Annotated in this window: 24 protein-coding genes and 1 pseudogene; 24 read left to right on the forward strand and 1 reads right to left on the reverse strand. The window is 73.5% G+C overall.

The window, feature by feature from the left end:
- Positions 1 to 14: 14 nt before the first annotated feature.
- Positions 15 to 1,319 (reverse strand): glycosyltransferase, encoded by a 1,305-nt coding sequence (locus ACQ393_RS08335; RefSeq protein WP_430646370.1) that lies wholly within the window; start codon positions 1,317 to 1,319, stop codon positions 15 to 17.
- Positions 1,320 to 1,571: 252 nt separating this feature from the next.
- Between ACQ393_RS08335 and ACQ393_RS08340 the strand changes: the two genes are divergently transcribed.
- The 24 genes and pseudogenes from ACQ393_RS08340 to trpC all read left to right on the forward strand — a co-directional run bounded on the left by ACQ393_RS08340 (position 1,572) and on the right by trpC (position 25,532).
- Positions 1,572 to 2,096 (forward strand): DoxX family membrane protein, encoded by a 525-nt coding sequence (locus ACQ393_RS08340; RefSeq protein ID WP_430646371.1) that lies wholly within the window; start codon positions 1,572 to 1,574, stop codon positions 2,094 to 2,096.
- 127 nt (positions 2,097 to 2,223) lie between these two features.
- Positions 2,224 to 2,793 (forward strand): annotated as a pseudogene (pyrR, locus tag ACQ393_RS08345) (bifunctional pyr operon transcriptional regulator/uracil phosphoribosyltransferase PyrR); the annotation flags it as partial.
- Positions 2,790 to 3,743, forward strand: coding sequence for an aspartate carbamoyltransferase catalytic subunit (locus tag ACQ393_RS08350; RefSeq protein ID WP_430646372.1), 954 nt, complete (start codon positions 2,790 to 2,792; stop codon positions 3,741 to 3,743). The pseudogene pyrR and the gene ACQ393_RS08350, both read left to right, overlap by 4 nt.
- Positions 3,740 to 5,086 (forward strand): dihydroorotase, encoded by a 1,347-nt coding sequence (locus ACQ393_RS08355; protein ID WP_430646373.1) that lies wholly within the window; start codon positions 3,740 to 3,742, stop codon positions 5,084 to 5,086. The genes ACQ393_RS08350 and ACQ393_RS08355 overlap by 4 nt, the downstream gene beginning before the upstream one ends.
- The gene (locus tag ACQ393_RS08360) at positions 5,079 to 5,639 is read left to right on the forward strand and encodes a hypothetical protein (protein WP_430646374.1); all 561 of its coding nucleotides are present in this window, start codon (positions 5,079 to 5,081) and stop codon (positions 5,637 to 5,639) included. The genes ACQ393_RS08355 and ACQ393_RS08360 overlap by 8 nt, the downstream gene beginning before the upstream one ends.
- Positions 5,632 to 6,819 (forward strand): glutamine-hydrolyzing carbamoyl-phosphate synthase small subunit, encoded by a 1,188-nt coding sequence (gene carA / locus ACQ393_RS08365; protein WP_430646375.1) that lies wholly within the window; start codon positions 5,632 to 5,634, stop codon positions 6,817 to 6,819. The genes ACQ393_RS08360 and carA overlap by 8 nt, the downstream gene beginning before the upstream one ends.
- Positions 6,819 to 10,112, forward strand: a complete 3,294-nt coding sequence (gene carB / locus ACQ393_RS08370; RefSeq protein ID WP_430646376.1) for a carbamoyl-phosphate synthase large subunit — start codon at positions 6,819 to 6,821, stop codon at positions 10,110 to 10,112. Before carA ends, carB begins: the two co-directional genes overlap by 1 nt.
- Positions 10,109 to 10,984, forward strand: a complete 876-nt coding sequence (gene pyrF / locus ACQ393_RS08375; protein ID WP_430646377.1) for an orotidine-5'-phosphate decarboxylase — start codon at positions 10,109 to 10,111, stop codon at positions 10,982 to 10,984. The genes carB and pyrF overlap by 4 nt, the downstream gene beginning before the upstream one ends.
- Complete coding sequence (gmk, locus tag ACQ393_RS08380) at positions 10,977 to 11,963, forward strand: guanylate kinase (RefSeq protein ID WP_430646378.1); 987 nt, start codon at positions 10,977 to 10,979, stop codon at positions 11,961 to 11,963. The genes pyrF and gmk overlap by 8 nt, the downstream gene beginning before the upstream one ends.
- Positions 11,956 to 12,213: a DNA-directed RNA polymerase subunit omega gene (gene rpoZ / locus ACQ393_RS08385; RefSeq protein WP_092669843.1), complete on the forward strand. Its 258-nt coding sequence runs from the start codon at positions 11,956 to 11,958 to the stop codon at positions 12,211 to 12,213. The genes gmk and rpoZ overlap by 8 nt, the downstream gene beginning before the upstream one ends.
- A gap of 19 nt (positions 12,214 to 12,232) precedes the next feature.
- Positions 12,233 to 13,501, forward strand: a complete 1,269-nt coding sequence (gene coaBC, locus ACQ393_RS08390; protein ID WP_430646710.1) for a bifunctional phosphopantothenoylcysteine decarboxylase/phosphopantothenate--cysteine ligase CoaBC — start codon at positions 12,233 to 12,235, stop codon at positions 13,499 to 13,501.
- Entirely contained in the window at positions 13,498 to 14,691 is a 1,194-nt protein-coding gene (gene metK, locus ACQ393_RS08395) for a methionine adenosyltransferase (protein WP_430646379.1), read from the forward strand. The genes coaBC and metK overlap by 4 nt, the downstream gene beginning before the upstream one ends.
- A 35-nt stretch (positions 14,692 to 14,726) precedes the next feature.
- Positions 14,727 to 16,670: a primosomal protein N' gene (locus ACQ393_RS08400; protein ID WP_430646380.1), complete on the forward strand. Its 1,944-nt coding sequence runs from the start codon at positions 14,727 to 14,729 to the stop codon at positions 16,668 to 16,670.
- Between the two features lie 17 nt (positions 16,671 to 16,687).
- Positions 16,688 to 17,656: a methionyl-tRNA formyltransferase gene (gene fmt, locus ACQ393_RS08405; protein ID WP_430646381.1), complete on the forward strand. Its 969-nt coding sequence runs from the start codon at positions 16,688 to 16,690 to the stop codon at positions 17,654 to 17,656.
- On the forward strand, positions 17,653 to 19,161 hold the full coding sequence (locus ACQ393_RS08410) for an RsmB/NOP family class I SAM-dependent RNA methyltransferase (protein WP_430646382.1): 1,509 nt from the start codon (positions 17,653 to 17,655) through the stop codon (positions 19,159 to 19,161). Before fmt ends, ACQ393_RS08410 begins: the two co-directional genes overlap by 4 nt.
- A 40-nt stretch (positions 19,162 to 19,201) precedes the next feature.
- Positions 19,202 to 19,894 (forward strand): ribulose-phosphate 3-epimerase, encoded by a 693-nt coding sequence (rpe, locus tag ACQ393_RS08415; RefSeq protein WP_430646383.1) that lies wholly within the window; start codon positions 19,202 to 19,204, stop codon positions 19,892 to 19,894.
- Positions 19,891 to 20,154: a phosphoribosyl-ATP diphosphatase gene (locus ACQ393_RS08420; protein ID WP_430646384.1), complete on the forward strand. Its 264-nt coding sequence runs from the start codon at positions 19,891 to 19,893 to the stop codon at positions 20,152 to 20,154. The genes rpe and ACQ393_RS08420 overlap by 4 nt, the downstream gene beginning before the upstream one ends.
- 46 nt (positions 20,155 to 20,200) lie before the next feature.
- A complete protein-coding gene (gene hisG, locus ACQ393_RS08425; RefSeq protein ID WP_430646385.1) occupies positions 20,201 to 21,040 on the forward strand; it encodes an ATP phosphoribosyltransferase in 840 nt (279 codons plus the stop codon).
- Between the two features lie 11 nt (positions 21,041 to 21,051).
- A complete protein-coding gene (gene hisF, locus ACQ393_RS08430) occupies positions 21,052 to 21,813 on the forward strand; it encodes an imidazole glycerol phosphate synthase subunit HisF (protein ID WP_430646386.1) in 762 nt (253 codons plus the stop codon).
- Positions 21,810 to 22,283 (forward strand): phosphoribosyl-AMP cyclohydrolase, encoded by a 474-nt coding sequence (gene hisI, locus ACQ393_RS08435; RefSeq protein ID WP_430646387.1) that lies wholly within the window; start codon positions 21,810 to 21,812, stop codon positions 22,281 to 22,283. Before hisF ends, hisI begins: the two co-directional genes overlap by 4 nt.
- Positions 22,280 to 23,821 (forward strand): anthranilate synthase component I, encoded by a 1,542-nt coding sequence (locus ACQ393_RS08440; protein ID WP_430646388.1) that lies wholly within the window; start codon positions 22,280 to 22,282, stop codon positions 23,819 to 23,821. The genes hisI and ACQ393_RS08440 overlap by 4 nt, the downstream gene beginning before the upstream one ends.
- On the forward strand, positions 23,818 to 24,495 hold the full coding sequence (locus tag ACQ393_RS08445) for a Trp biosynthesis-associated membrane protein (protein ID WP_430646389.1): 678 nt from the start codon (positions 23,818 to 23,820) through the stop codon (positions 24,493 to 24,495). Before ACQ393_RS08440 ends, ACQ393_RS08445 begins: the two co-directional genes overlap by 4 nt.
- Before the next feature lie 32 nt (positions 24,496 to 24,527).
- Entirely contained in the window at positions 24,528 to 24,758 is a 231-nt protein-coding gene (locus tag ACQ393_RS08450; protein WP_430646390.1) for a DUF6704 family protein, read from the forward strand.
- Between the two features lie 3 nt (positions 24,759 to 24,761).
- On the forward strand, positions 24,762 to 25,532 hold the full coding sequence (trpC, locus tag ACQ393_RS08455; protein WP_430646391.1) for an indole-3-glycerol phosphate synthase TrpC: 771 nt from the start codon (positions 24,762 to 24,764) through the stop codon (positions 25,530 to 25,532).
- The last annotated feature ends 1 nt before the right edge of the window (position 25,533 follow it).

The raw sequence follows: 25,533 nt of genomic DNA on the forward strand, positions 1-25,533 counted from the left end.
CGCGAGTGCATCCGTCAGGCTGCGTGGTCGGCGGGTCGCTCCGCCCGGCGACGTTCCACGAGCGCCATGGTGTGCGTGACGACCTCGCGGGGACCGTCGTGCGCTCGCAGCGCGCGCCCGATCGCCTCGGCACGTTCCCGGTAGGACGGGTCCGCCGAGAGCCGTCGCCAGGCACGCAGGACGGCCCGCGGCGATGGCCGGCCGGTGCGCAGGTCGATCCCCGCGCCCGCCCAGGCGACGCGCGCGGCGATGACGGGCTTGTCGATGTCCCCGCCCGCGACGATGAGCGGGATCCCGTGCGAGAGCGCCGCCAGCACGCCGCCCCACCCGCCGTTGGTGACCATCGCGTTCAGGCGGGGCAGCAGTTCCGCGTAGTCGACGACGCCCGCCACGTAGGCGTTCGGCGGCGCCGGGAACGGCAGGGTCGGCGCGTCCGCGCGACCCGTCGTCGCCACGATCGACACGGGCTGCCTGCCGAGTGCGGCGAAGGCCGGACGGATGAGGTCGTCGGGGTCGACGTTGAGCGTGCCCTGCGTCACGTGCACGATCGGCCGGCCCTCCGGCAGGTCGGCCCACCAGGCGGGAGGCTCGGGCCGGATCGATCCGGTCGGCGCGAGCGCCCCCACGAACTCGATCCGCACGGGCCAGCCGGAGCGCGGGAACTCGAGTTCGGGCACGCCCGACGCGCACACGAGGTCGGGGGAGTGCCACGCGGCGTCGAGGGGGGCGTCGGTCGGCGGCAACCCGGACGCCTCGCGTTGCGCGTCGTACGCTCGCTTGATGCCACGGGCCGCCAGGGCCAACGTCGCATTCAGGACCCGATCGCGGACCCGGCCGAGCGGTCCCCGGGCCGGCCGGAGCGGGAGGATCGGCGGCGGGAGCTCCGGCGTCGGGATCGAGAGCGGGACGATGCTCACCGTGACCGAGGGCGTGCCGGTCCGCTCCGCGGCGAAGTGCGTCCCGAGGCTCAACCCGTCGGCGACGATGACATCCCAGGGCCGCTCGCGATACGCCGCGACGAGGTCGTCGCCCTGCCCCGCCCCGGTTCCGACGAAGAGGTGCTCGACGTTGGCGAGCAGCTGTCGCGGACCCTTCCGTTCGCGCAGGGCGGGGAACGTCGCGGCGATGTCGTGCTCGTCGAAGTCGGGCGCCGCGGTCCACGGGACGAACTCGGCGCCGAGCGCGATGAACCGGTCGGCGTAGGCCCGCCCCGTGTAGACGCGGACCCGGTGGCCCGCGTCGACGAAGGCGGAGGTCACGGCCGCGAGCGGTGCGACGTGACCCGCGAAGGGCATGACGGCGATCATGACGTCGGCCATGTGCCATTGCAGCACGGGCCGCACGCGCGCCGCCAGCGATCGGGGACGGGATCCCCCGTACGGGGGTGCACCGCGGGCTCACCCTGAGGCCCGCCCCGGGCGTGCCCGCGCGCGGAAACGGGGGTGCCCCTCCGTGCGTTCAAGCGCGGGCACTGATCCGGGGGATCGGCTCCGGTCGTTCACTGGGAGACGTCGCATTCCGCGACATCCGCCACCCAGCATCGACCCCGCTCTGGAAGGAGCACCTCCGCCATGACCACCATCTCCGCCCACGGCCTCACGCAGGCCGGCACCCGCCGCTCGGCCGGCCACCGATCGCTCGCCGCCCGTTTCGCCGACGCCGAGGGAGCGCTCAAGGCGTTCCTCGAGCGCTGGAGCATCCCCGCCCTCCGCGTCGTGCTCGGCGCCGTGTTCGTCGTCTTCGGCGCCCTGAAGTTCATCCCCGGTGCCAGCCCGCTCGAGCCGCTCGTCGAGGCCACCTGGGGCGTGCTCACGTTCGGCCTCGTCGGCGGGCAGCTCGCCCTCGTGCTCACCGCCGTCATCGAGACCACGGCCGGCCTGCTGCTGATCTCGGGCCGGTTCGCCCGGCTCGGGCTCGTCGTCCTCGCCGTCGCGTTCGTCGGCATCCTCTCGCCGATCGTGTTCTTCACCGACCAGCTGGTCTCCGTCGACGGCCCGACGCTCCTCGGCCAGTACGTGGCCAAGAACGTCGTGCTGATCGCCGCGGCGCTCGTCATCGCCTCCCGGGTCCTGCGCGGCCGGGCGGGAACGCAGTGAGGCCGCAGCCATCCGACAGCGGGAGGGGGCGGGACGCGACGCGTCCCGCCCCCTCCGTCGTGTGCGCGGTCCGGCACGAGCCATCCGGCGCTCGCTGGTAGGATCGATCGACCGACAACCTTGAAGCCCGTCCCGTGAGGCGGAGAAGGGAGTCCGCACCGCTGTGCGCACCGTGCTCCAGCAGGCAGACCTCGAGCGGGCGCTGACCCGCATCGCCCACGAGATCCTCGAAGCCAATCGCGGCGCCGACGATCTCATCCTCCTCGGCATCCCCACGCGCGGCGTGGTGCTGGCCGAACGACTCGCCCGGATCGTCTCCCGGATCGCCGGCGTCGACGTGTCCGCCGGGGCGCTCGACGTGACGATGTACCGGGACGACCTGGGTCGCAACCCCGTGCGCGCCCCGCACCCGACCGAGGTGCCGGGCGACGGCATCGACGGGCGGATCGTCGTCCTCGTCGACGACGTGCTCTACTCGGGTCGCACCATCCGCGCCGCCTTCGACGCGCTCGCCGACCTCGGCCGCGCCCGCGCCGTGCGCCTCGCGGTGCTCGTCGACCGCGGCCACCGCGAGTTCCCGATCCGCGCGGACTACGTCGGCAAGAACCTGCCGAGCTCCGCGCGCGAGCGCATCAACGTGCGCCTCGCCGAGATCGACGGCGAGGACGCCGTCACGATCGAGGGGGGCGACGAGTGAGGCACCTGCTCAGCACCCGCGACCTCTCGCGCGACGGGGCCATCACCCTGCTCGACGTGGCGGAGGACATGGCGGCGGTCCAGGAGCGCGAGGTCAAGAAGCTGCCGACGCTCCGCGGCCGCACGGTCGTGAACCTCTTCTTCGAGGACTCCACCCGGACGCGCATCTCGTTCGAGGCCGCCGCGAAGCGGCTCTCGGCCGACGTCATCAACTTCAGCGCGAAGGGCTCGAGCGTCTCGAAGGGCGAGTCGCTGAAGGACACCGCGCAGACGCTGCAGGCGATGGGCGCCGACGGCGTCGTCATCCGCCACCCGTCGTCGGGCGCGCCGTTCACCCTGGCGACGAGCGGATGGATCGACGCAGGCGTCGTCAACGCCGGCGACGGCACGCACGAGCACCCCACGCAGGCGCTGCTCGACGCCTTCACGATGCGTCGACGCCTGCACGGCGGCGCCTCCCGGGGGCGCGACCTCGACGGCGTCCGCGTCGTGATCGTCGGCGACATCCTGCACTCGCGCGTCGCGCGCTCGAACGTGTGGCTGCTCGAGACGCTCGGCGCCCACGTCACGCTCGTGGCGCCGCCGACGCTCGTGCCGGTCGACGTGTCGGGCTGGCCCGCGACGATCGAGTACGACCTCGACCGGGCGCTCGCCGGCGGACCCGACGTCGTCATGATGCTCCGCATCCAGGCGGAGCGCATGCACGGCGCGTTCTTCCCGAACAGCCGCGAATACGCGCGCACCTGGGGGCTCGACGACCACCGGTTCGCCCAGCTTCCCGAGACTACGATGGTCATGCATCCGGGCCCGATGAACCGCGGGCTCGAGATCGCCGCCCGCGCCGCCGACTCCACGCAGTCGACGGTGCGCGAGCAGGTCGCGAACGGAGTATCAGTGAGAATGGCCGCCCTCTACCTGTTGCTGTCCGGCGAACGGGGGGAGACCCGATGAGCGAGTCGTTCCTGATCCGCGGCGCGACCCTGCCCACGGGGGAGCGCGCCGATCTCCTGCTCGACGGCGGGCGCATGGCCGAGGTCGGCACCGTGGCGGATGCCGCGGGGGCGACGGTGGTCGACGCCGACGGGCTCGTCGCCCTCCCCGGCCTCGTCGACCTGCACACGCACCTGCGCGAGCCGGGCTACGAGCAGAGCGAGACCGTGCTCACCGGGACGCAGGCGGCCGCCGCCGGCGGCTTCACCGCGGTCTTCGCGATGGCGAACACGTTCCCCGTCGCCGACACCGCGGGCGTCGTCGAGCAGGAGCTCTCGCTCGGCGAGGCCGCGGGCTACGCGACCGTGCAGCCGATCGGCGCCGTCACGGTCGGCCTCACGGGCGAGCGGCTCGCCGAGCTCGGCGCGATGGCCGCCTCGCGGGCCCGGGTGCGGGTCTTCAGCGACGACGGGTTCTGCGTCTTCGACCCGCTGCTCATGCGCCGCGCGCTCGAGTACGTGAAGGCGTTCGACGGCGTCATCGCGCAGCACGCGCAGGAGCCGCGGCTCACGCAGGGCGCGCAGATGAACGAGGGCGCGCTCTCGGGCGAACTCGGCCTCGCCGGATGGCCCGCGGTCGCCGAGGAGTCGATCATCGCGCGCGACGTCCTGCTCGCCGAGCACGTCGGCTCGCGCCTGCACGTGTGCCACGTCTCCACCGCCGGCTCGGTCGAGGTCATCCGCTGGGCGAAGGCTCGCGGCATCGACGTCACCGCCGAGGTGACGCCCCACCACCTGCTGCTGACGGAAGACCTCGTCGCGGGCTACGACCCGCGGTACAAGGTCAACCCGCCGCTGCGGCGCCAGGAGGACGTCGAGGCGCTGCGCGCCGCGCTCGCCGACGGCACGATCGACATCGTCGCGACCGACCACGCCCCGCACCCCGTCGAGGCGAAGGAGTCCGAGTGGGACGCTGCCGCGAACGGCATGGTCGGCCTCGAGTCGGCGCTGTCGGTCGTGCAGGCGACCATGGTCGACACCGGGCTCCTGGGCTGGGCGGATGTCGCGCGCGTGCTCTCCGAGACGCCGGCGCGCATCGGCCGGCTCGCCGGCCACGGCGATCCCGTCGCCGCGGGTTCGGGCGCCGAGCTGACGCTCGTCGATCCGGCGGCGTCGGCCGAGTTCGGCACCGACCGGCTCGCCGGGCGCAGCGTCAACTCGCCCTACCTCGGCCGTACCCTCCCGGGTCGGGTCGTCGCGACCTTCCACCGCGGCGTGCCCACGCTGCTCGACGGCGTCGTCCGGCCGGCCGACGAGGTCGCCGCGGCCTCGGCTCGCCTCGCCGCGGGGGGTCCGCATGGATAGCCGCTGGATCGGCGCGCTCGTCGCCGTCGCGATCGTCGGCGTCGCCGCCTGGCTGATGTGGCGCTCGTGGCGGCGCCGTACCGTCCGCGACGAGTCGCTCGCGGCCTACGCGCCGCCCGCCGACCCGGGCACCACGACCCTCGAGGTCGAGGCGCTGTACGTCGCGACCACGCCCGAGCACGAACCGCTCGAACGGCTCGCCGTCGAGGGGCTCGCGTTCCGCGGCTCCGCGCGCGTCGAGGTGCACCGCCGGGGCGTGCTGCTGCGCATCGCCGGCGAGCGCCCGAGCTTCATCCCGGCCGACCGCATCGCGGCGGCCGGGACCGCGACCTACGCGATCGATCGCGGGGTCGAGCCCGAGGGCCTCGTCGCCCTCACCTGGATCGTCGACGACCGGTCGGAGCCCGAGGTTCCGACGCGGGTCGACAGCTACCTGCGGTGCCGGTACCCGGGCGATTCCGCCCGGTTCGTGGCCGCCGTGAACGAGATCGCTGCGGCGCCCGCCGCGCCGCAGCCGGATGCAGAAGCAGAGAGCGAGGCCTCGGATGACTGAGACCCCGACCACCGTCGACGAGCAGGCGCCCGCCGCCGCGATCGACCTCACCCGAGCCGTGCTCGTGCTCGAGGATGGCACCCGGTACGAGGGCCGCGCGTACGGCGCGCGCGGGCGGACCCTCGGTGAGGCCGTCTTCGCGACCGGCATGACGGGCTACCAGGAGACGCTGACCGACCCGTCGTACGCGGGCCAGATCGTGCTCATGACCGCGCCGCACATCGGCAACACGGGCATGAACGACGAGGACATGGAGTCCGCGCGCATCTGGGTCGCCGGCTTCGTCGTGCGCGATCCCTCCCGGGTCGTGTCGAACTTCCGCTCGCAGCGGAGCCTCGACGACGACCTCGCCGCCGCCGGGATCGTCGGCATCAGCGGCATCGACACGCGCGCGGTGACCCGGCACATCCGCTCGCTCGGGGCGATGCGCGCGGGCGTGTTCTCGGGCGAGGAGTCATACCTCTCGCACGGCGAGCAGCTCGAGCTCGTGCAGTCCGGCGAGCAGATGGCCGGCCGCAACCTCTCCGGCGCGGTCTCGACGGGCGAGCGCTACACGCTGCCCGCGACGGGCGAGCGCGTCGGCTCGGTGGCCGTGCTCGACCTCGGCGTCAAGACGTCCACGCTGAACTACCTCGCCGAGCGGGGCTTCGACGTGCACGTGCTGCCGCAGACCGTGACGGCCGACGACGTGCTCGCGCTCGAGCCCGACGCGCTGTTCTTCTCCAACGGGCCCGGCGACCCGAGCGCGTCGGAACGCCACGTCGAGCTGCTCCGCGAGTCGCTCCGCGCCGGCCTGCCGTACTTCGGCATCTGCTTCGGCAACCAGCTGCTCGGGCGCGCGCTCGGCTTCGACACGTACAAGCTGCCGTTCGGCCACCGCGGGATCAACCAGCCGGTGCTCGACCGGTCCACCGGCCGCGTCGAGATCACCGCGCACAACCACGGCTTCGCCGTCGCCGCGCCGACCGACGCGATCAGCGAGTCCAGCCAGGGCTTCGGTCGCGTCGAGGTCAGCCACGTCGACCTCAACGACGACGTCGTCGAGGGCCTCAACTGCCTCGACATCCCCGCGTTCTCGGTGCAGTACCACCCCGAGTCGGCGGCCGGCCCGCACGACGCCAACTACCTCTTCGACCGCTTCCGCGACATGGTCATCGCGAGCAAGGAGTCCACCCGCTGATGCCCAAGCGCGACGACATCACCTCCGTCCTCGTCATCGGGTCCGGCCCGATCGTCATCGGCCAGGCGGCCGAGTTCGACTACTCGGGCACCCAGGCGTGCCGGGTCCTCCGCGCGGAGGGCGTCCGGGTCATCCTCGTGAACCCGAACCCGGCCACGATCATGACCGACCCCGACTTCGCCGACGCCACCTACGTCGAACCGATCACCCCCGAGGTGATCGCGTCGATCATCATCAAGGAGCGCCCCGACGCGGTGCTCCCGACGCTCGGCGGCCAGACCGCGCTGAACGCCGCGATCGCCCTGCACGACGCCGGCATCCTGGACAAGCACGGCGTCGAGCTCATCGGCGCGAAGGTCGACGCCATCCGCAAGGGCGAGGACCGTCAGCTCTTCAAGGACCTCGTGATCGAGGCGGGCGCCGACGTCGCCCGCTCGCACGTGGCCACGACGCTCGAGCAGGCGAAGGAGTTCGCGCTCGACCTCGGCTATCCGCTCGTCGTCCGTCCGTCGTTCACCATGGGCGGCCTCGGCTCGGGCTTCGCGTACACCGAGGAGGACCTCGTCCGCATCGTGACGCAGGGCCTGCACGACTCGCCGACCACCGAGGTGCTCCTCGAGGAGTCGATCCTCGGCTGGAAGGAGTACGAGCTCGAGCTCATGCGCGACACGCACGACAACACCGTCGTGGTCTGCTCGATCGAGAACGTCGACCCGGTCGGCGTGCACACGGGCGACTCGATCACGGTCGCGCCGGCGCTCACCCTGACCGACCGCGAGTACCAGAAGCTGCGCGACATCGGCATCGACATCATCCGCGCCGTCGGCGTGGACACCGGCGGGTGCAACATCCAGTTCGCCGTCGACCCGTCGAACGGGCGCGTGATCGTCATCGAGATGAACCCGCGCGTCTCCCGCTCGTCGGCGCTCGCGTCGAAGGCCACGGGCTTCCCGATCGCGAAGATCGCCGCGAAGCTCGCCATCGGCTACCGCCTCGACGAGATCCCGAACGACATCACGAAGGTCACGCCGGCGAGCTTCGAGCCCACGCTCGACTACATCGTCGTGAAGGTGCCGCGGTTCGCGTTCGAGAAGTTCCCGGCCGCCGACCCGACGCTCACGACCACCATGAAGTCGGTCGGCGAGGCCATGGCGATCGGCCGGAACTTCTCGACGGCGCTGCAGAAGGCCCTCCGCTCGCTCGAGAAGCGCGGATCGAGCTTCCACTGGGAGGACGAGTCCCGCTCGGTCGACGAGCTGCTCGAGGCGGTCACGGTGCCGACCGACGGCCGGATCGTGCTCGTGCAGCAGGCGCTCCGCAAGGGCGCCTCGATCGAGCAGGCGTTCGAGGCCACGAAGATCGACCCCTGGTTCCTCGACCAGATCGTGCTCATCAACGAGGTCGCCGAGCACGTCGCCGCGGCCGAGGCGCTCGACACCGACACCCTGCTGCTGGCGAAGGACCACGGGTTCTCGGACGCGCAGATCGGCCAGCTCCGGGGCTTCGGCGAGGCCGACGCCCGCGAGGTGCGCCACATCCTCGGCATCCGCCCGGTGTTCAAGACCGTCGACACGTGCGCGGGCGAGTTCCCGGCGCTCACGCCATACCACTACTCGAGCTACGACCTCGAGACCGAGGTCGCGCCGAGCGACCGTCGCAAGGTGGTCATCCTCGGTTCGGGGCCGAACCGCATCGGCCAGGGCGTGGAGTTCGACTACTCGTGCGTGCACGCGTCGTTCGCGCTCTCCGACGCCGGGTTCGAGACGATCATGATCAACTGCAACCCCGAGACCGTGTCGACCGACTACGACACGAGCGACCGGCTCTACTTCGAACCGCTCACGCTCGAGGACGTGCTCGAGGTCATCCACGCCGAGTCGCAGTCGGGCGAGCTCGTCGGCGTCATCGTGCAGCTCGGCGGGCAGACCGCGCTGGGGCTCGCGAAGGGCCTGGAGGCGGCGGGCGTGCCGATCCTCGGCACGAGCCCGGAGGCGATCGACCTCGCCGAGGAGCGCGGCCAGTTCGCCGGCATCCTCGACGCCGCCGGTCTGCTCGCCCCGCGGAACGGCACCGCGACCGAGCTCGCGGGCGCCGTCCAGGTGGCCGAGCAGATCGGCTACCCGGTGCTCGTCCGCCCGAGCTACGTGCTGGGCGGCCGCGGCATGGAGATCGTGTACGACACCGCCTCGCTCGTCGACTACTTCGCGCGCATCGAGGACCAGGGCATCGTCGGCCCCACCCACCCGCTGCTCGTCGACCGCTTCCTCGACGACGCGATCGAGATCGACGTGGACGCGCTCTACGACGGCACCGAGCTGTACGTCGGCGGCGTCATGGAGCACATCGAGGAGGCCGGCATCCACTCGGGCGACTCGAGCTGCACCCTGCCGCCGGTCACGCTCGGCCGCGCCGAGGTCGACCGCGTGCGCGAGGCCACCCGGGCGATCGCCGAGGGCATCGGCGTCCGGGGCCTCCTCAACGTCCAGTTCGCGATCGGCGCGGGCGTGCTCTACGTGCTCGAGGCGAACCCGCGCGCGAGCCGCACCGTGCCGTTCGTGTCGAAGGCGCTCGGGATCCCGCTCGCGAAGGCGGCGTCGCGCATCATGGTCGGCGACTCGATCCGCGATCTCGTCGCCGAGGGCCTGCTGCCCGAGGTCGACGGTTCGCGGGTGCCGCTCGACGCGCCGGTCGCGGTCAAGGAGGCCGTCCTGCCGTTCCACCGCTTCCGCACGCGCGAGGGCATCATGGTCGACTCCGTGCTCGGCCCGGAGATGCGCTCGACGGGCGAGGTCATGGGCATCGACCGCGACTTCCCGCGCGCCTTCGCGAAGAGCCAGCTCGCCGCCTATGGCGGGATGCCGCTGTCGGGCCGCGTGTTCGTCTCGGTGTCCGACCGCGACAAGCGCGCGATCATCCTGCCGGTGCTCCGGATGCAGCAGCTCGGGTACGAGCTCGTCGCGACCGAGGGCACCGCCGAGGTGCTCCGCCGCAACGGCATCGCGGCCGACGTGGTGCTGAAGTACAGCGAGAAGCAGGGGGAGGACGCGACCTCGGTGGTCGAGCTCATCCACCGCGGCGAGATCGACGTCGTCGTCAACACCCCGAGCGGTCGCTCGGCGCGTGCGGACGGCTACGAGATCCGCGCCGCGGCGGTGGCGGCCGACATCCCGCTGTTCACGACCATCGCGGAGCTCTCGGCGGCGGTCGCGTCGCTCGACGTGAACGACGGCGGCTTCGACGTGACGAGCCTGCAGGAGTACGCCCGGCGTCGCGCCGCAGAGGTGGTCGCGTGAACGGGGCCGACTCGTTCGGCGATCGCCTCGACGCGGCGTTCGGCACGCGCGGGCGTCTCTGCGTCGGCATCGATCCCCACGCGTGGCTGCTCGACGAGTGGGGCCTGCCCGACACCGGCGCCGGCGTCCGCGAGTTCGGCCTGCGGGTCGTGGATGCCGCGGCCGGCCGCGTCGGGATCGTGAAGCCGCAGGTGTCGTTCTTCGAGCGCCACGGGTCGGCCGGCTACGCCGCGCTCGAGCGCGTGCTCGACCTCGCTCGCGACGCCGGCCTCCTCACGATCGCCGACGTCAAGCGCGGCGACATCGGCTCGACCGTCGAGGCGTACGGCCAGGCGTGGCTCTCGCCGGGTTCGCCGCTCCGCGCCGACGCCATGACCATCTACGCATACCAGGGCCTCGGATCGATCGAGGGCGTCATGCGCCAGGCCGAGGCCGCGCAGGCGGGCCTGTTCGTCGTCGCGGCGACCTCCAACCCCGAGGCGGCCGCCATCCAGCAGGCCGTGCTGCAGGGGTCGAGCCGCGAGGGGTCGTCGGTGGCGGGTGCCATCGTGTCGGGTGTGGATCAGTGGAACCGGAGCCGGGACGGCGCCGACGAGCGCCCGTTCGGCTCGATCGGAGTCGTGCTCGGCGCGACCATCGTGCCCGAGGAGTTCGGCATCGACGTCTCGAGCGACGCGCGCCCTCGCGTGCCCGTGCTCGTGCCGGGCATCGGCTTCCAGGGCGGCGAGCTCCGCGACGTGCCGGCACGGCTCGGCGCGCTCGCACCGGGAGCGATCCTGACCGACAGCCGCGGCCTGCTCGCCGCCGGCCCCGACGGCATCGCCGACGCGATCTCGCGTCGCGCCAACGAGGTGGGAGCGCTCGATGTCTGACCGCACCGCGGCATCCGCACCGCCCGAGGTCGACCGGGTCGCGGCCTCGCGCGCCGCCGTCGCGGCCCGCCGCGCCCGCGCCGCCGTGAAGCACGACATCGCCGAGGGCGTGCGCAGCCCGCTCGACGTGCTCCGCGTGGCCTACGACGAGCCCGAGGGCGTCGAGGGCCGCCTGCGCGTGTCGGAGTTCCTGACCTCGATCCCCGCGATCGGCCAGACCAAGTGCGCCCGGATCATGGAGGAGCTCCAGATCGCGAACTCCAAGCGGCTGGGCGGGCTCGGCCGGCTCCAGCGCCGGCGCCTGCGCGAGTTCACCGCGGGCTGGGTCGCCGACCACGGCGGAACGGGGGACCGGCTCGTCGTGCTCGCCGGGCCGACGGCCGTCGGCAAGGGCACGGTCGCGGGCTACATCCGCGAGCACCACCCTGACGTCAAGCTCTCCGTCTCGGCGACGACGCGCGCGCCGCGTCCCGGCGAGGTCGAGGGCGAGCACTACTTCTTCGTCTCCGACGACGAGTTCGACCGGATGGTCGAGGCCGGCGAGCTGCTCGAATGGGCCACCGTGCACAACGCGTACCGCTACGGCACGCCGCGCCGCGCCGTCGAGGAGGCGATCGCCGCGGGCAACAGCGTCCTGCTCGAGATCGACATCCAGGGCGCGCGGTCGGTCCGCCGGGCGATGCCCGAGGCGACGCTCGTGTTCCTGCTGCCGCCGACCTGGGACGAACTGGTCCGCCGGCTCGTCGGCCGGGGCACGGAGAGCCCCGCCGAACAGCAGCGCCGGCTCGAGACCGCGAAGGTGGAACTGGCCGCAGTCGAGGAGTTCGACCACCAGGTCGTCAACCACGAGGTCCGCGAGGCCGCGCAAAAGGTCGTAGACTTGATGCGGCCTCGCCGGGGTCGGCGTCAGCCTGCCTCGCGCCACGATCTTCCGCGCACGTCGAGTGCGCCCCACCTGAAGGAGTCCCTCCATGGCTGAGAAGCTGTCCGGCATCATCGACCCGCCGATCGACGACCTGCTGTCGAAGGTCGACTCGAAGTACCAGCTGGTCATCTTCGCCTCCAAGCGGGCGCGCCAGATCAACGACTACTACGCCGACCTGCACGAGGGCAGCCTGTTCGACAACGTCGGCCCGCTGGTCGACTCGTCGATCGACGACAAGCCCCTCTCGGTCGCCCTCCACGAGGTCAACGAGGACAAGCTGCGCCTCCGCCCGATCGGCGAGTAGCCGGCAGGCCCGGATGCCGCTGAACATCGTCGTCGGCATCACCGGCGGCATCGCGGCGTACAAGGCCGTGTCGGTGGTGCGGTCGCTGGTCCTCGCGGGCCACGACGTGCACGTGGTGCCGACGGAGTCGGCGCTGCGGTTCGTCGGGCGCCCGACGCTCGAGGCGATCTCGCGCAACCCGGTGCACGTCGACCTCTTCGAGGGCGTCGCCGAGGTGCGCCACGTCGCGATCGGGCAGGCGGCCGACCTCATCGTGATCGCGCCCGCGACCGCGAACTCGATCGCGAAGCTCGCGACCGGCCTCGCCGACGACCTGCTCGGCAACACGGTCCTCGCGAGCGAGGCGCCGCTCGTCATCGCCCCGGCGATGCACACCGAGATGTGGCGGAACCCGGCCACGCAGGCGAACATCGCCACGCTCCGCGAACGCGGGGTCGCGATCGTCGGCCCTGCCGTCGGGCAGCTCACGGGCGCCGACAGCGGCCCGGGACGGCTCGAGGAGCCCGACGCGATCGTCGCGGCGGCGCTCGAGGTCGCCCATCGTCACGGGCTCGCCGCCGGGGCGCCGGCCGCGGCATCCGTCGGCGACCTCGCCGGTCGGCGCATCGTCGTCACCGCGGGCGGCACGCGCGAGCCGCTCGACCCCGTGCGCTTCCTCGGCAATCGCTCGAGCGGCAAGCAGGGCGTCGCGATCGCCGAGGCGGCCGCGGCACGCGGCGCCGAGGTCACGCTCGTCGCGGCGAACCTCGAGGTCGCCTCGCCCGGCGGATGCCGCGTGGTGCCGGTCTCGACCGCGCTCGAGCTGCAGGAGGCCGTGACCGCGGCCGCGGCCGGCGCGGACGCGGTCGTGATGGCCGCGGCGGTCGCGGACTTCCGCCCCGCCGACGTGAGCGACGCGAAGATCAAGAAGGTCGACGGGCAGGAGACGATGTCGCTCGAGCTGGTCCGGAACCCCGACATCCTCGCGGGGCTCGGTGCCGCGCCGCACGACGGGACCGTGCTCGTCGGCTTCGCGGCCGAGACCGAGTCCGACCCGGCGCGCCTGCTCGATCTCGGGCGGGCCAAGCGCCGGGCGAAGGGCGCCGACCTGCTCGTCGTCAACCGCGTCGGCTGGAACCACGGCTTCGCCGCCGATGAGAACGCCGTGAGCGTGATCGGCGCCGACGACGCCGTCGCGGCCGAGGCATCCGGCACCAAGATGTCGGTGGCGCACGCCATCCTCGATGTCATCGCCGCGCGCCTCGCGCCCGGCTCCGAGCCCACCACGAAGGACACCCACCCCGCATGAGCGCCCTGCGCCAGTTCACCTCCGAGTCCGTGACCGAGGGCCACCCCGACAAGATCTGCGACCAGGTCTCCGACGCGATCCTCGACGCGCTGCTCACGGTCGACCCGGGGGCGCGCGTCGCGGTCGAGACGCTCGTGACGACGGGCCTCGTGCATGTCGCGGGCGAGGTCTCGACCGAGGGGTACGTCGAGATCCCGGCGATCGTGCGGGAGCGGATCACCTCGATCGGCTACGACTCGTCCGACGTGTGGTTCGACGGCCGCTCGTGCGGCGTCTCGGTCTCGATCGGCGCGCAGTCGCCCGACATCGCACAGGGCGTCGACGACGCATTCGAGACGCGCGAGGGCGCGAGCGTCGACGCGCTCGACCGCCAGGGCGCGGGCGATCAGGGCATCATGTTCGGCTACGCCGTGCGCGAGACGCCCGAGCTCATGCCCGTGCCGATCTGGATCGCGCACCGCCTCGCCGAGCGCCTCGCCGAGGTCCGCAAACGGGGCGAACTCGACTACCTCCGCCCCGACGGCAAGACGCAGGTCACCATCGGCTACGAGGGGCAGACCGCGCGCACCATCGAGACGGTCGTGCTCTCGACCCAGCACTCCCCGACGGTGTCGACCGAGCAGCTCCGCGCCGAGGTCGAGGAGCTCGTGATCCGTCCGACGCTCGACCGGGTCGAGCTCGCGCGCCCCGAGCTGAAGGTGCTCATCAACCCGACCGGCCGGTTCGAGATCGGCGGTCCGCAGGGCGATGCCGGGCTCACCGGCCGCAAGGTCATCATCGACACCTACGGCGGCGCGAGCCGCCACGGCGGCGGCGCCTTCAGCGGCAAGGACCCGTCGAAGGTCGACCGCTCGGCGGCGTACGCCATGCGCTGGGTCGCGAAGAACGCGGTCGCCGCGGGCCTCGCCGACCGGCTCGAGCTGCAGGTCGCCTACGCCATCGGCGCCGCGGCGCCCGTCGGTCTCTACGTCGAGACGTTCGGGACCGGCCACCTGCCGGAGGAGCGCATCACCGAGGCGATCCGCGAGGTGTTCGACCTCCGGCCGGCCGCGATCATCCGCGACCTCGACCTGCTGCGCCCGATCTACGCGAAGACGGCGACCTACGGCCACTTCGGCCGTGAGCTGCCCGACTTCACCTGGGAGCGGCTCGACCGCGTCGACGACCTGCGCGCGGCCGCCGGGCTCTGACGTGGCCGGCGGGCGCTGAGGTGGCCGTTCGGCCGGTGGCGCGCGTCCTCGTCGACTCGCCGCTGCCGCAGCTCGACCAGCTGTTCGACTACCGCGTGCCGGCACGCCTGGCCGACGCCGCCCTGCCCGGGGTGCGGGTGCGCGTGCCGCTCCGCTCGGGCGGTCGCGTCGCGGCGGGCTGGATCGTGGAGCTGGCCGAGCGTTCGGCGTACCGGGGCGAGCTCAGCGAACTCGACGACGTCGTCTCCGACGTCCCGGCGCTCACCCCCGACGTCTGGCGCCTCGCGCGCGCGGCGGCCGATCGGGCGGCGGGCAACGCGAGCGACATCCTCCGTATCGCGATCCCCGCGCGCTACGTCCGCGCCGAGAAGGCGTGGCGGTCGGCCGAGCCGGATGCGGGGCCGCTGCCCGACGCGCCCGGCAGGATCGACGGGTACGAGCCGGGCCGCATCGAGCGCGGCCTCGCGGCGGGCGAGCGGATGGCGCTGGCCGCCGACGCGCGACCGATCCGACTGTCCTCGGGGGCCTGGGTCGGCGGCTGGGCCAGGACCGTGGCGCAGGCCGCCGCGTACGTGCTCGCGAACGACCGGTCGACGATCGTCGCCGTCCCGGACTACCGCGACCAGGAGCAGCTCGAGGCCGCCCTCGCCGAGTTCGTCGACGCTCGGCGCGTGCTGCGGACCGACGCCCGGCAGACCGGCCCGGCCCGGTACCGCGCGTTCCTCGACGCGACGGGGGATGCCGCACGCATCGTGATCGGCAGCCGGTCGACGGTCTACGCGCCGGCGGCCCGACTCGGGCTCATCGTGGTCGTCGACGACGGCGACCCCCTCCAGTCCGAGCCGCTCGCGCCGGGCGTCCACAGCCGCGACGCCGCCCTCATCCGGCAGGAGCAGTCGGGGGCCGCGCTCGCGTTCGTCGCGCACACGCGGAGCGTCGAGGTGCAGCGGCTCGTCGAGCTCGGCTGGGTCCACGACGTGCCGCTGCGACGCGGCGCTCGGCCGCGCGTGGTGCTCACCGACCAGCAGGCGGCGCCCGAGTCCGGCGGCGCGCGCATTCCGTCGGCGGCGTGGCGCGAGGCGCAGTCCGCGATCGCCGACGGCCCGGTGCTCGTCCAGGTCGCCCGGCCCGGGCACACGCCCATGCTCGTGTGCGACCGCTGCCGGGAGCCCGCCCGGTGCACGGCCTGCGGTGGGGCGCTCGCTGTGCCCAGGGGCGGCCGGGCCCCCGCGTGCACGCTGTGCGGCACGGTCGCGACCACGTGGCGGTGCGGCGTCTGCGAGGGCACGAAGCTCCGGGCCGCGGTCGTCGGTGCCACCCGCACCGCCGAGGAACTCGGCCGTGCCTTCCCGCGGTCCCGCGTCGTCGTCTCCGACGGCGAGCGACCGATCCTCCGGGTGGGCGCCGATCCGCAGCTCGTGGTCGCCACGCGCGGCGCCGAGCCGTTCGCCGAGGGCGGCTACCGTGCCGTCCTGCTGCTCGACGGCGAGCGGATGCTGCTGCGGGAGTCGCTCCGCGTCGCCGAGGACTGCCTGCGCTGGTGGTCGAACGCGGCCGCGCTCGCCGCACCCGGCGCCCCCGTGTTCCTCGTGGGCGTCGGCGGCGCGCTCGGCACCGCGCTCGCGACCTGGCGCCAATCTGCGTGGGCCGCGGAGGAGCTCGAGACGCGCCGCACGCTGCGGTTCCCGCCCGCGGTGCGGATGGCCTCGGTCGCCTCGTCGCGCGAGCGGCTCGCCGGGGCGCTCGAGCGCGTGGGCGGCATCGAGGGGGTCGACGTGCTCGGGCCGACCCCGACCGGCGACGACGGGCTCGAGCGCGCGATCGTCCGCTTCGGCTACGGCCTCGGCACCGAGGTCGCGCAGGCCTTGAAGGGCGAGGCGATCCGCGCCGCGACCGAACGCCGTCGCCCGGTCGCCGGCCGACGTCCGGGGCGCCCGCCCGTCGTCCGCGTCCGGATGGACGATCCGGAGCTGCCGTGACACTGGGACAATGGGGTGTGCCCCACCTCCGGATCGTCTTCGCGGGAACGCCCGCCGTCGCCGTGCCCACCCTCGACGCGCTCGCCGCCTCGGGTCACGAGGTGGTCGGCGTGGTCACCCGCCCGCCGGCCCCGCTCGGCCGGAAGCGCGTGCTCACGCCCTCGCCGGTCGCGCAGGCCGCCGAGCGACTGGGGCTGCCCGTGATCGACGCGGCACGGCTCGACGCCGACGCGACCGAGCGCATCGCGGCGCTCCGCCCCGACCTCGGCGTCGTGGTCGCCTACGGCGGCCTCGTCCGGGAGCCGCTGCTGTCGACCCCCACCCACGGCTGGATCAACCTCCACTTCTCCGCACTGCCCGCCTGGCGCGGCGCGGCGCCCGTGCAGCGGTCCCTCATCGCGGGCGACGACGAGCTGGGCGCGAGCGTGTTCCGGCTCGTCCCCGAGCTCGACGCCGGCGACGTCTACGCAATGCGCACGCGGCCCGTCGCGCCGGGGGAGACCGCGGGTGCGGCGCTCGAGTCGCTCGCGACGTCGGAGGCCGACCTCGTGCTCGACGTGGTCGACGCGATCGCCGCGGGCACCGCCGTCGCGACGCCGCAGGCGGGTGAGCCGACCTTCGCCCCGAAACTCTCGATCGACGACGCCCGGCTCGACTGGACCCGTCCGACCGACGAGGTCGATGCCCGGTTCCGCGGGGTCACGCCCGAGCCGGGCGCGCACACCGAGGTCGGCGGCGTCCGGCTCAAGGTCCTCGAGGCGGTTCCCGCGACGGATGCCGCGGCCGCGACGCCCGGCGCGGCCGCGAACGCCCCAGTGCATCCGGACCTCCGGCCCGGCGAACTGCGCTTCGAGCGCCGGCGCGTGCTCGTCGGGACCGCGGACGGCGCCATGGAACTCCGACGCGTGCAGCCGGCGGGCCGGAACGCGATGGCGGCCGCCGACTGGTGGCGCGGCCTCGGGGTCGATCGGGCGGAGGCGCGATGAGCGACGGGCGACCGACCGGCGGTGCACGGGGCGAGGGTGGCGATCGACGCCGCGGCGCGGGGCCCGATCGATCATCGGGCGGCCCGAGGCGCGGCGGTGGCCGGGGCGGGGCGTCCCGCGGCGACGGCGGACGCCCGCGAGCCGACCGGATCTCGCCGGCGCGCCTCGTGGCGTACGAGGTCCTCGCGGCGGTGCGCGGCTCCGACGCGTACGCGAACCTGCTGCTGCCGACCCGCATCGAGCGAGCGCGGCTGAGCCGGGCCGACGCGGCGCTCGCGACCGAGCTGACGTACGGCACGCTCCGGCTCCTCGGCCGGTACGACGCGATCATCGCGCTCGCCGCCGGCCGCGAGGTCGGGGCGATCGACCCGCCCGTGCTCGACGTGCTCCGGCTGGGCGCGCACCAGCTGCTCGCGACGCGGGTGCCGACGCACGCGGCGGTGAACGAGTCCGTCGCGCTCGCGCGTCGCGTCGCCCCGCCCGCGGCGGGCTTCGTCAACGCCGTGCTCCGCAGCGTCGCACGGCGCGAGCTCGACGGCTGGCTGGAGCTCGTGGCCGAGGAGGCCGATTCGCCGGATGCCGCCCTGGCCGCCGTGCATTCGCATCCCGTCTGGGTGATCCGAGCGCTCCGGTCCGCCCTGGAGCGCGAGGGGCGCGGCGACGAGCTCGTCGACCTGTTGGAGGCCGACAACGCCTCGCCGCGCGTGAACCTCACCGCCCTGCCCGGTCTCGCCGCCGATCCTGCCGAGCTGGGCGAACCCGACCGCTACTCGCCGACGGGCCTGACCGCCGAGGCCCCGTTCGACCTCGTCGGGGCGAACGGGGGGCTCGTGCGCGTCCAGGACGAGGGCTCGCAGCTCGCGGCCCTCGCACTGAGCCGCGTCGCGCCGGTGCGCCCGGGCGAGCGCTGGCTCGACCTGTGCTCCGGTCCGGGCGGCAAGACCGCGCTGCTCGCCGCCGAGGCCCTGGCCGGCGGCGCCGCACTCGTCGCGAACGAGGTCGTCCCGGCGCGCGCGGAACTCGTCAGGAAGGCCGTGGCGCCGGTCCCGCTGGACGTCGCGGTCCACGTCGGCGACGGCCGCGAGCTCGACCCGGCCGAGCTCAACGCGGCGGGCGGGTTCGACCGCATCCTGCTCGACGCCCCCTGCACGGGACTGGGCGCGCTTCGTCGCCGGCCCGAGGCCCGGTGGCGCAAGTCGCCGACGGATGTCGCCGAGCTCACCGAGCTGCAGGGCGAACTGGCCGACGCGGCATTCGCCGCGCTCGCGCCCGGCGGGGTGCTCGCCTACGTCACCTGCTCGCCGCACGCCGCCGAGACGCACGGCATCCTCGGACGCGCGCTCGCGCGCTGGGGCGACGCGGCCGAGCCGCTCGACACGGCCTCCATCGTGCAGGCCGCGTCGCGGCATCCGCTCGACCTCGCCGGTGACGGACGCACGGTTCAGCTCTGGCCGCACCGGCACGGCACGGACGCGATGTTCATCGCACTCGTGCGCAAGCGCTGAACCCGCTCGACCGGCCCGCACCGCCGATAGGGTGGCGGTCATGGCGACGCGCATCAACCCGAGCATCCTCGCTGCCGACTTCGCGAACCTCGAGCGGGAGCTCGGCCGGATCAGCACGGCCGACCTCGTGCACGTGGACATCATGGACAACCACTTCGTGCCGAACCTCACCTTCGGCCTGCCAATGGTGCAGCGGCTGCAGCAGGTCAGCCCGATCCCGCTCGACGTGCACCTCATGATCGACGACCCCGACCGCTGGGCTCCGGGCTATGCCGAGGCCGGCGCAGCGTCGGTCACGTTCCACGCCGAGGCCGTGAACGAGCCGGTCGCGCTCGCACGGCACCTCCGGCAGATCGGTGCGCGTGCGGGCATCGCGCTGAAGCCGGGCACGGATGCCGCACCGTACCTCGACCTCCTGCCCGAGTTCGACCAGGTCCTGGTCATGACCGTCGAACCGGGATTCGGCGGCCAGTCGTTCATCACCGAGACGATGCCGAAGCTCCGGCGCGTCGCGGACGCGGTCGCCGCCGCAGGCCTCGACGTCTGGCTGCAGGTCGACGGCGGCATCACGGTCGACACCATCGGCATCGCCGCCGAGGCGGGGGCCGACACGTTCGTCGCCGGTTCGGCCGTCTACCGGGGCGTTCCCGAGGAGCGGATCGCCGAGCTCCGTGCCGCGGTCGCGTCACACCGCCACGAGGGCGCCGACGACCCCGGTAGTCTGGACGGGTGAAATCCTTCGACGACCTCTTCGTCGAGCTCCAGGACAAGGCCCGCACCCGCCCCGAGGGCAGCGGCACCGTTCGTCAGCTCGACGCCGGCGTGCACGCCATCGGCAAGAAGATCGTCGAGGAGGCGGCCGAGGTGTGGATGGCCGCCGAGTACCAGGGCGACGACGAGACCGCTGAGGAGATCTCGCAGCTCCTGTACCACCTGCAGGTGCTGATGCTCGCCAAGGGCCTCGAGCCCGCCGACGTGTACCGACATCTCTGATCGCGCCATGACCGCAGATCAGTTCCGTCGACACGAAAGCCAGGGAATGCTCCGAATCGCCGTGCCCAACAAGGGCTCGCTGTCCGAGACCGCCGCGCAGATGCTCCACGAGGCCGGGTACACCGGCCGCAGGGACTCGCGCGAACTCGTGGTCGCCGACCCCCGCAACGGGGTCGAGTTCTTCTACCTCCGCCCACGCGACATCGCGACCTACGTCGGCTCGGGCGCCCTCGACGTCGGCATCACCGGCCGCGACCTGCTGCTCGACTCGGGCAGCGAGGCCGTCGAGATCGCACCGCTCGGCTTCGGCGACTCGACCTTCCGGTTCGCCGGCCCGCCCGGGGCGTACGCGGACCTCGCCGACCTCGAGGGCGTGCGCGTCGCCACGAGCTATCCGGGCCTCGTGGGCGACTTCCTCGCCCGTCACGGTGTGACCTCGAAGCTCGTCAAGCTCGACGGGGCGGTCGAGTCGGCCGTCCGGCTCGGGGTCGCCGACGCCGTCGCCGACGTCGTCTCGACCGGGTCGACGCTGCGCAAGGCCGGGCTCGACATCTTCGGTCCCGTCATCCTCGACTCCGAGGCCGTGCTCATCGGCTCCGGCGTCGAGAAGCCGGGCACGCAGACGCTCGTGCGCCGCCTGCAGGGCGTGCTCGTCGCCCGCCAGTACGTGCTCGTCGACTACGACGTGCCCGTGGCGAAGCTCGAGGCCGCGACCGCCGCAGCACCCGGCTTCGAGTCGCCCACGGTGTCGCCGCTGCACGATCCCGAATGGGTCGCCGTGCGCGTCATGATCCCGCGCGTCGAGACCAACCACGTCATGGACGCCCTGTACGAGCTGGGCGCGCGCGCGATCCTCGTGAGCGCGATCCACGCCGCGCGGTTGTAGGGGGTCGGCGCATGTCCCTCGCCGTCCGGGTGATCCCGTGCCTCGACGTGGCCGGCGGCCGCGTCGTGAAGGGCGTCAACTTCCTGAACCTGCGCGACGCCGGCGACCCCGTCGAGCTCGCCGCGCGCTACGCCGAGCAGGGCGCCGACGAGCTCACGTTCCTCGACGTCACCGCCACGGTCGACGACCGCTCGACGACGTTCGACATGGTCCGCCGGGTCGCCGAGCAGGTGTTCATCCCGCTCACCGTCGGCGGCGGCGTCCGCTCCACCGACGACGTCGCGCGCCTCCTCGGCCACGGCGCCGACAAGATCGGCGTGAACAGCGCCGCGATCGCGCGCCCCGAGCTCATCGGCGAGATCGCCGATCGCTTCGGCGCGCAGGTGTGCGTGCTCTCGCTCGACGTGAAGCGCTCCGATCGCACCGGCTCCGGCTTCGTCGTGACCACGCACGGCGGTCGGACCGAGACCGACCTCGACGCCCTCGACTGGGCGCGGCGCGCCATCGACCTCGGCGCGGGCGAGCTGCTGGTGAACTCGATCGACGCCGACGGCACCAAGCAGGGCTTCGACCTCGAACTCGTGCGGGCCATGCACGACCTCTCGAGCGTGCCCGTGATCGCCTCGGGCGGCGCCGGGGCGCTCGAGCACTTCGCGCCCGCCATCGCCGCCGGCGCCGACGCCGTGCTCGCGGCGTCCGTGTTCCACAACGGCGAGCTCACCATCGGCGAGGTCAAGCGGGCCCTCGCCGCCGACGGAAGGGTCGTGCGATGACGTACCACGACGACGAGGAACTCGAGCGCGACGCCGAAGCCTGGACGCCCGATGCGGGCGCCGTCGACCGCGCGGCGTTCAACGCCGACGGGCTCCTGCCCGCCGTCATCCAGCAGTGGGACTCGGGCGAGGTGCTCATGCTCGGCTGGATGGATCGCGAGGCGATGCGGCGCACCCTCACGGAGGGTCGCGTCACGTTCTGGTCGCGCTCGCGGCAGGAGTACTGGCGCAAGGGCGACACGTCGGGCCACGCCCAGTACGTCCGTTCCGCCGCGCTCGACTGCGACGCCGACACGCTGCTCGTGCAGGTCGAGCAGGTGGGCGTCGCCTGCCACACCGGCACGCGGAGCTGCTTCGACGGCGACCCGCTGCAGGTCGTCGTCGGCGCGTCCGACCTCGCGACGGACGCCGGAGCGGGCACCGCACCCGGGACCGCCGCCCCGGATCGGACCGGAGGAGACGCACGATGACGGCCGCCCGCACCGCCACGACCCGCTTCGAGGACTTCACCGCGCTCCTTCCGGGCCGCCGCGTGGTGCCCGTCGTCCGCGAGCTCTTCGCCGACGGCGAGACGCCGGTGGGCATCTACCGCAAGCTCGCGGGCGGCCGGCCGGGCACGTTCCTCCTCGAGTCCGCCGAGCAGGGCGGCATCTGGTCGCGCTACTCGTTCGTGGGTGCGGCATCGCACGGCGTGCTCACGGACCGCGACGGCCGGGTCGAATGGCTCGACTACGGGATGTCGCGCGAACGCGCACTCGGCGAGGCATCCGACGACCTCGCGCCGCTCGCCGCGCTCGAGGCCCTCTACCTGCGGTGGCAGACCGAGGACGTGCCCGGGGCGCCGCCGCTCACCGGGGGCCTGGTCGGCTTCATCGGCTGGGAGGCGATCCGCCAGATCGAGCACCTGCCGAACCGCCCGCCCGCCGACTTCGAGGTGCCCGGCCAGGCCTTCGCGTTCGTCTCCGAGCTCGTCGTGATCGACCACCGGACGGGCACCGTCCAGCTCGTGGCATCCGTGCTCAACGACCGCGACGAGGCGGCCGACGCCCTGTGGGCCGACGCCCAGTCGCGGCTCGACCGCCTGCAGGCCGCGCTCGCGCAGCCCTCCGAGGCGCACCTCGCCGAGATCGATCTCTCCCGCGCCCCCGAGCCGCGGCACCGCACCGAGAAGGCCGACTTCCTCGCCGCGGTCGAGCGCTCGAAGGAGTACATCCGCGAGGGCGACATCTTCCAGGTCGTCGTCTCGCAGCGGTTCGAGCAGGAGGCCACGGCGCACCCGATCGACGTCTACCGGGTGCTGCGGAGCCTGAACCCGAGCCCCTACATGTACCTGCTGCACCTCGAGGATGCCGCGGGGGAGCCGTTCTGGATCGTGGGCTCGTCGCCGGAGGCGCTCGTGAAGGTCGAGGACGGACGCGTGTACACGCACCCCATCGCCGGATCGAAGCCGCGCGGTGCGACCCCGGAGGACGACGCCGACCTCGAGGCCGAGCTCGTGGCCGACCCCAAGGAGCAGGCCGAGCACCTCATGCTCGTCGACCTCGCGCGCAACGACCTCGCGAAGGTGTGCACGGCCGGTACGGTCGAGGTCACCGAGTTCATGCGCGTCGAGCGGTTCAGCCACATCATGCACCTCGTCTCGTCGGTCGAGGGCGACCTCGCGCCCCACGCGAACGCGGTCGACGTCTTCCGGGCGACGTTCCCGGCCGGCACGCTCTCGGGTGCGCCGAAGCCGCGCGCGCTCGAGATCATCGACGAGCTCGAGCCCGCCCAGCGGGGCGTGTACGGCGGAGTGGTCGGCTACTTCGGGTTCGGCGGCGACGCCGACCTCGCGATCGCCATCCGCACGGCCACGATCGTCGGGGGCGTGGCGCGCGTGCAGGCGGGCGGCGGCCTCGTGGCCGACTCGAACCCGGAGTCGGAGTACCAGGAGTCCGTGAACAAGGCGGCCGCGCCCTTGCGCGCGGTCGCGGTGGCCAACGCCATGCGGCGCGTCGAGACGGCGTGAGCGTGCGCGGCCGGCGGATGAAGCTGCCCGCGATCCTCGGCATCCTCGCCGGATCGGGGCTCGCGCTCCTGTCGTGGAGCCAGACGTGGTATTCGGCGACGCTCGTCGACGGCGCCGCCGCTGGAGCGGCGACGACCCTCGAGGTCGGAGGGCAGGCCGCCTCGCCCGCCCTCTCGGCGCTCGCGCTGACCGGACTCGCCCTCGCGGGCGCGCTGACCATCGCCGGCCCGGTGATCCGGATCGTGCTCGGCCTGCTGGCCGCCGCCCTCGGCGGATGCATCGTGCTCGCCGCCGCGCTCGCGATCGCCGACCCCGTGGCCGCGGTCTCGTCGACGGTCGCGGACGCCACCGGCGTCGCGGGCGCCGACTCGACCGCCGACCTCGTCGCCGAGGTCGTCGCGTCGCCCTGGCCGGTCGTCGCGGTCGTCGGCGGCGCCCTGGTGGTGCTCGCCGGCCTCGCGGTCGTGGCCACCGCCCGCGCCTGGCCGACGTCGCGCCGGCACGGCGGCGGGGTGCGCGTCGCGGCCGACGACGGGTCGCCCGTCCCGGCATCCGACCGCGCCGTCGACGCGTGGGACGACCTGAGCCGCGGCGAGGACCCGACGGACGGCGCGCATGCTGCCGACGAGGACGAGCCGGTCGACCGCGACGACCGACCCGAAGCCACCCGCTAGACTCTTCCCCGACCCCGCACAGAAGGAGCACCATGAGCACTGAGCACGTTGACCCCGGCCACGGACACTCGCCCGCGGCCTGGACCGCCGTGGTGATCATGCTGCTCGCCTTCACCATCGGCACCGTCGCCTTCTTCTTCGACGTGCAGTGGCTCGTGTGGGCGTCCGCCGGTCTGCTCGTCGTCGGCCTGGTCGTCGGTTGGGCGCTCGCCCGTGCCGGCTACGGCGTCGACGGCGACAAGGTCGCGCCCAAGGCGCACTGACGCGTGCTCGCCGAGCTCACCGCGAACGCCGTCGCGGACGCCGAAGCGCGTCGCGTCGACCGCCCCATGGCCGAGGTCGAGGCTGCGGCCCTCGCGCGCCCCGACGCGCTCGACGCGCTCGTCGCGCTGGCGCCCGCCGCCCACGTCAAGGTCATCGCCGAGATCAAGCGCTCGAGCCCCTCGCGCGGCTCGCTCGCGACCATCGACGACCCCGCCGCGCTCGCGCGGACCTACGAGCTCGGCGGGGCGAGCGCGATCAGCGTGCTCACCGAGGGTCGGAAGTTCGGCGGATCGCTGGCCGACCTCGAGTCGGTGCGTGCCGCGGTCTCGCTGCCGGTGCTCCGCAAGGACTTCATCGCGACGGCCTACCAGGTGTTCGAGGCGCGCGCCGCCGGCGCCGACCTCGTGCTCCTCATCGTCGCCGTGCTCGACGACGCGACGCTCGCCGAGCTCCACGGGCTCATCACCGAGCTCGGCATGACGGCGCTCGTCGAGACCCACTCCGCCGACGAGCTCGAGCGCGCCGCGCAGCTCGGCGCGAAGCTCATCGGCGTGAACGCGCGCGACCTGACCACGTTCGAGCTCGACCGCGACCTGTTCGGACGCATCGCCGACCGGTTCCCCGCGGGGGCGATCAAGGTCGCCGAGTCGGCGGTGCTCTCGGCGGCGGATGTCGCGCACTACCGCGCGGCGGGCGCCGACGCGGTCCTCGTGGGCGAGGCCCTCGTCACGGGCGACCCCATCTCGAACCTCTCTGCATTCCTGGCGGTGTGAC

Source organism: Agromyces sp. GXS1127, assembly GCF_050565425.1.
Taxonomy (GTDB): domain Bacteria; phylum Actinomycetota; class Actinomycetes; order Actinomycetales; family Microbacteriaceae; genus Agromyces.

Coding starts and splice junctions, on each gene's coding strand:
- ACQ393_RS08335 (WP_430646370.1), bottom strand. CDS start 1,319: ATGGCCGACGTCATGATCGCCGTCATGCCCTTCGCGGGTCACGTCGCA.
- ACQ393_RS08340 (WP_430646371.1), top strand. CDS start 1,572: ATGACCACCATCTCCGCCCACGGCCTCACGCAGGCCGGCACCCGCCGC.
- ACQ393_RS08355 (WP_430646373.1), top strand. CDS start 3,740: ATGAGCGAGTCGTTCCTGATCCGCGGCGCGACCCTGCCCACGGGGGAG.
- ACQ393_RS08360 (WP_430646374.1), top strand. CDS start 5,079: ATGGATAGCCGCTGGATCGGCGCGCTCGTCGCCGTCGCGATCGTCGGC.
- carA (WP_430646375.1), top strand. CDS start 5,632: ATGACTGAGACCCCGACCACCGTCGACGAGCAGGCGCCCGCCGCCGCG.
- carB (WP_430646376.1), top strand. CDS start 6,819: ATGCCCAAGCGCGACGACATCACCTCCGTCCTCGTCATCGGGTCCGGC.
- gmk (WP_430646378.1), top strand. CDS start 10,977: ATGTCTGACCGCACCGCGGCATCCGCACCGCCCGAGGTCGACCGGGTC.
- rpoZ (WP_092669843.1), top strand. CDS start 11,956: ATGGCTGAGAAGCTGTCCGGCATCATCGACCCGCCGATCGACGACCTG.
- metK (WP_430646379.1), top strand. CDS start 13,498: ATGAGCGCCCTGCGCCAGTTCACCTCCGAGTCCGTGACCGAGGGCCAC.
- ACQ393_RS08410 (WP_430646382.1), top strand. CDS start 17,653: ATGAGCGACGGGCGACCGACCGGCGGTGCACGGGGCGAGGGTGGCGAT.
- rpe (WP_430646383.1), top strand. CDS start 19,202: ATGGCGACGCGCATCAACCCGAGCATCCTCGCTGCCGACTTCGCGAAC.
- hisG (WP_430646385.1), top strand. CDS start 20,201: ATGCTCCGAATCGCCGTGCCCAACAAGGGCTCGCTGTCCGAGACCGCC.
- hisF (WP_430646386.1), top strand. CDS start 21,052: ATGTCCCTCGCCGTCCGGGTGATCCCGTGCCTCGACGTGGCCGGCGGC.
- hisI (WP_430646387.1), top strand. CDS start 21,810: ATGACGTACCACGACGACGAGGAACTCGAGCGCGACGCCGAAGCCTGG.
- ACQ393_RS08440 (WP_430646388.1), top strand. CDS start 22,280: ATGACGGCCGCCCGCACCGCCACGACCCGCTTCGAGGACTTCACCGCG.
- ACQ393_RS08450 (WP_430646390.1), top strand. CDS start 24,528: ATGAGCACTGAGCACGTTGACCCCGGCCACGGACACTCGCCCGCGGCC.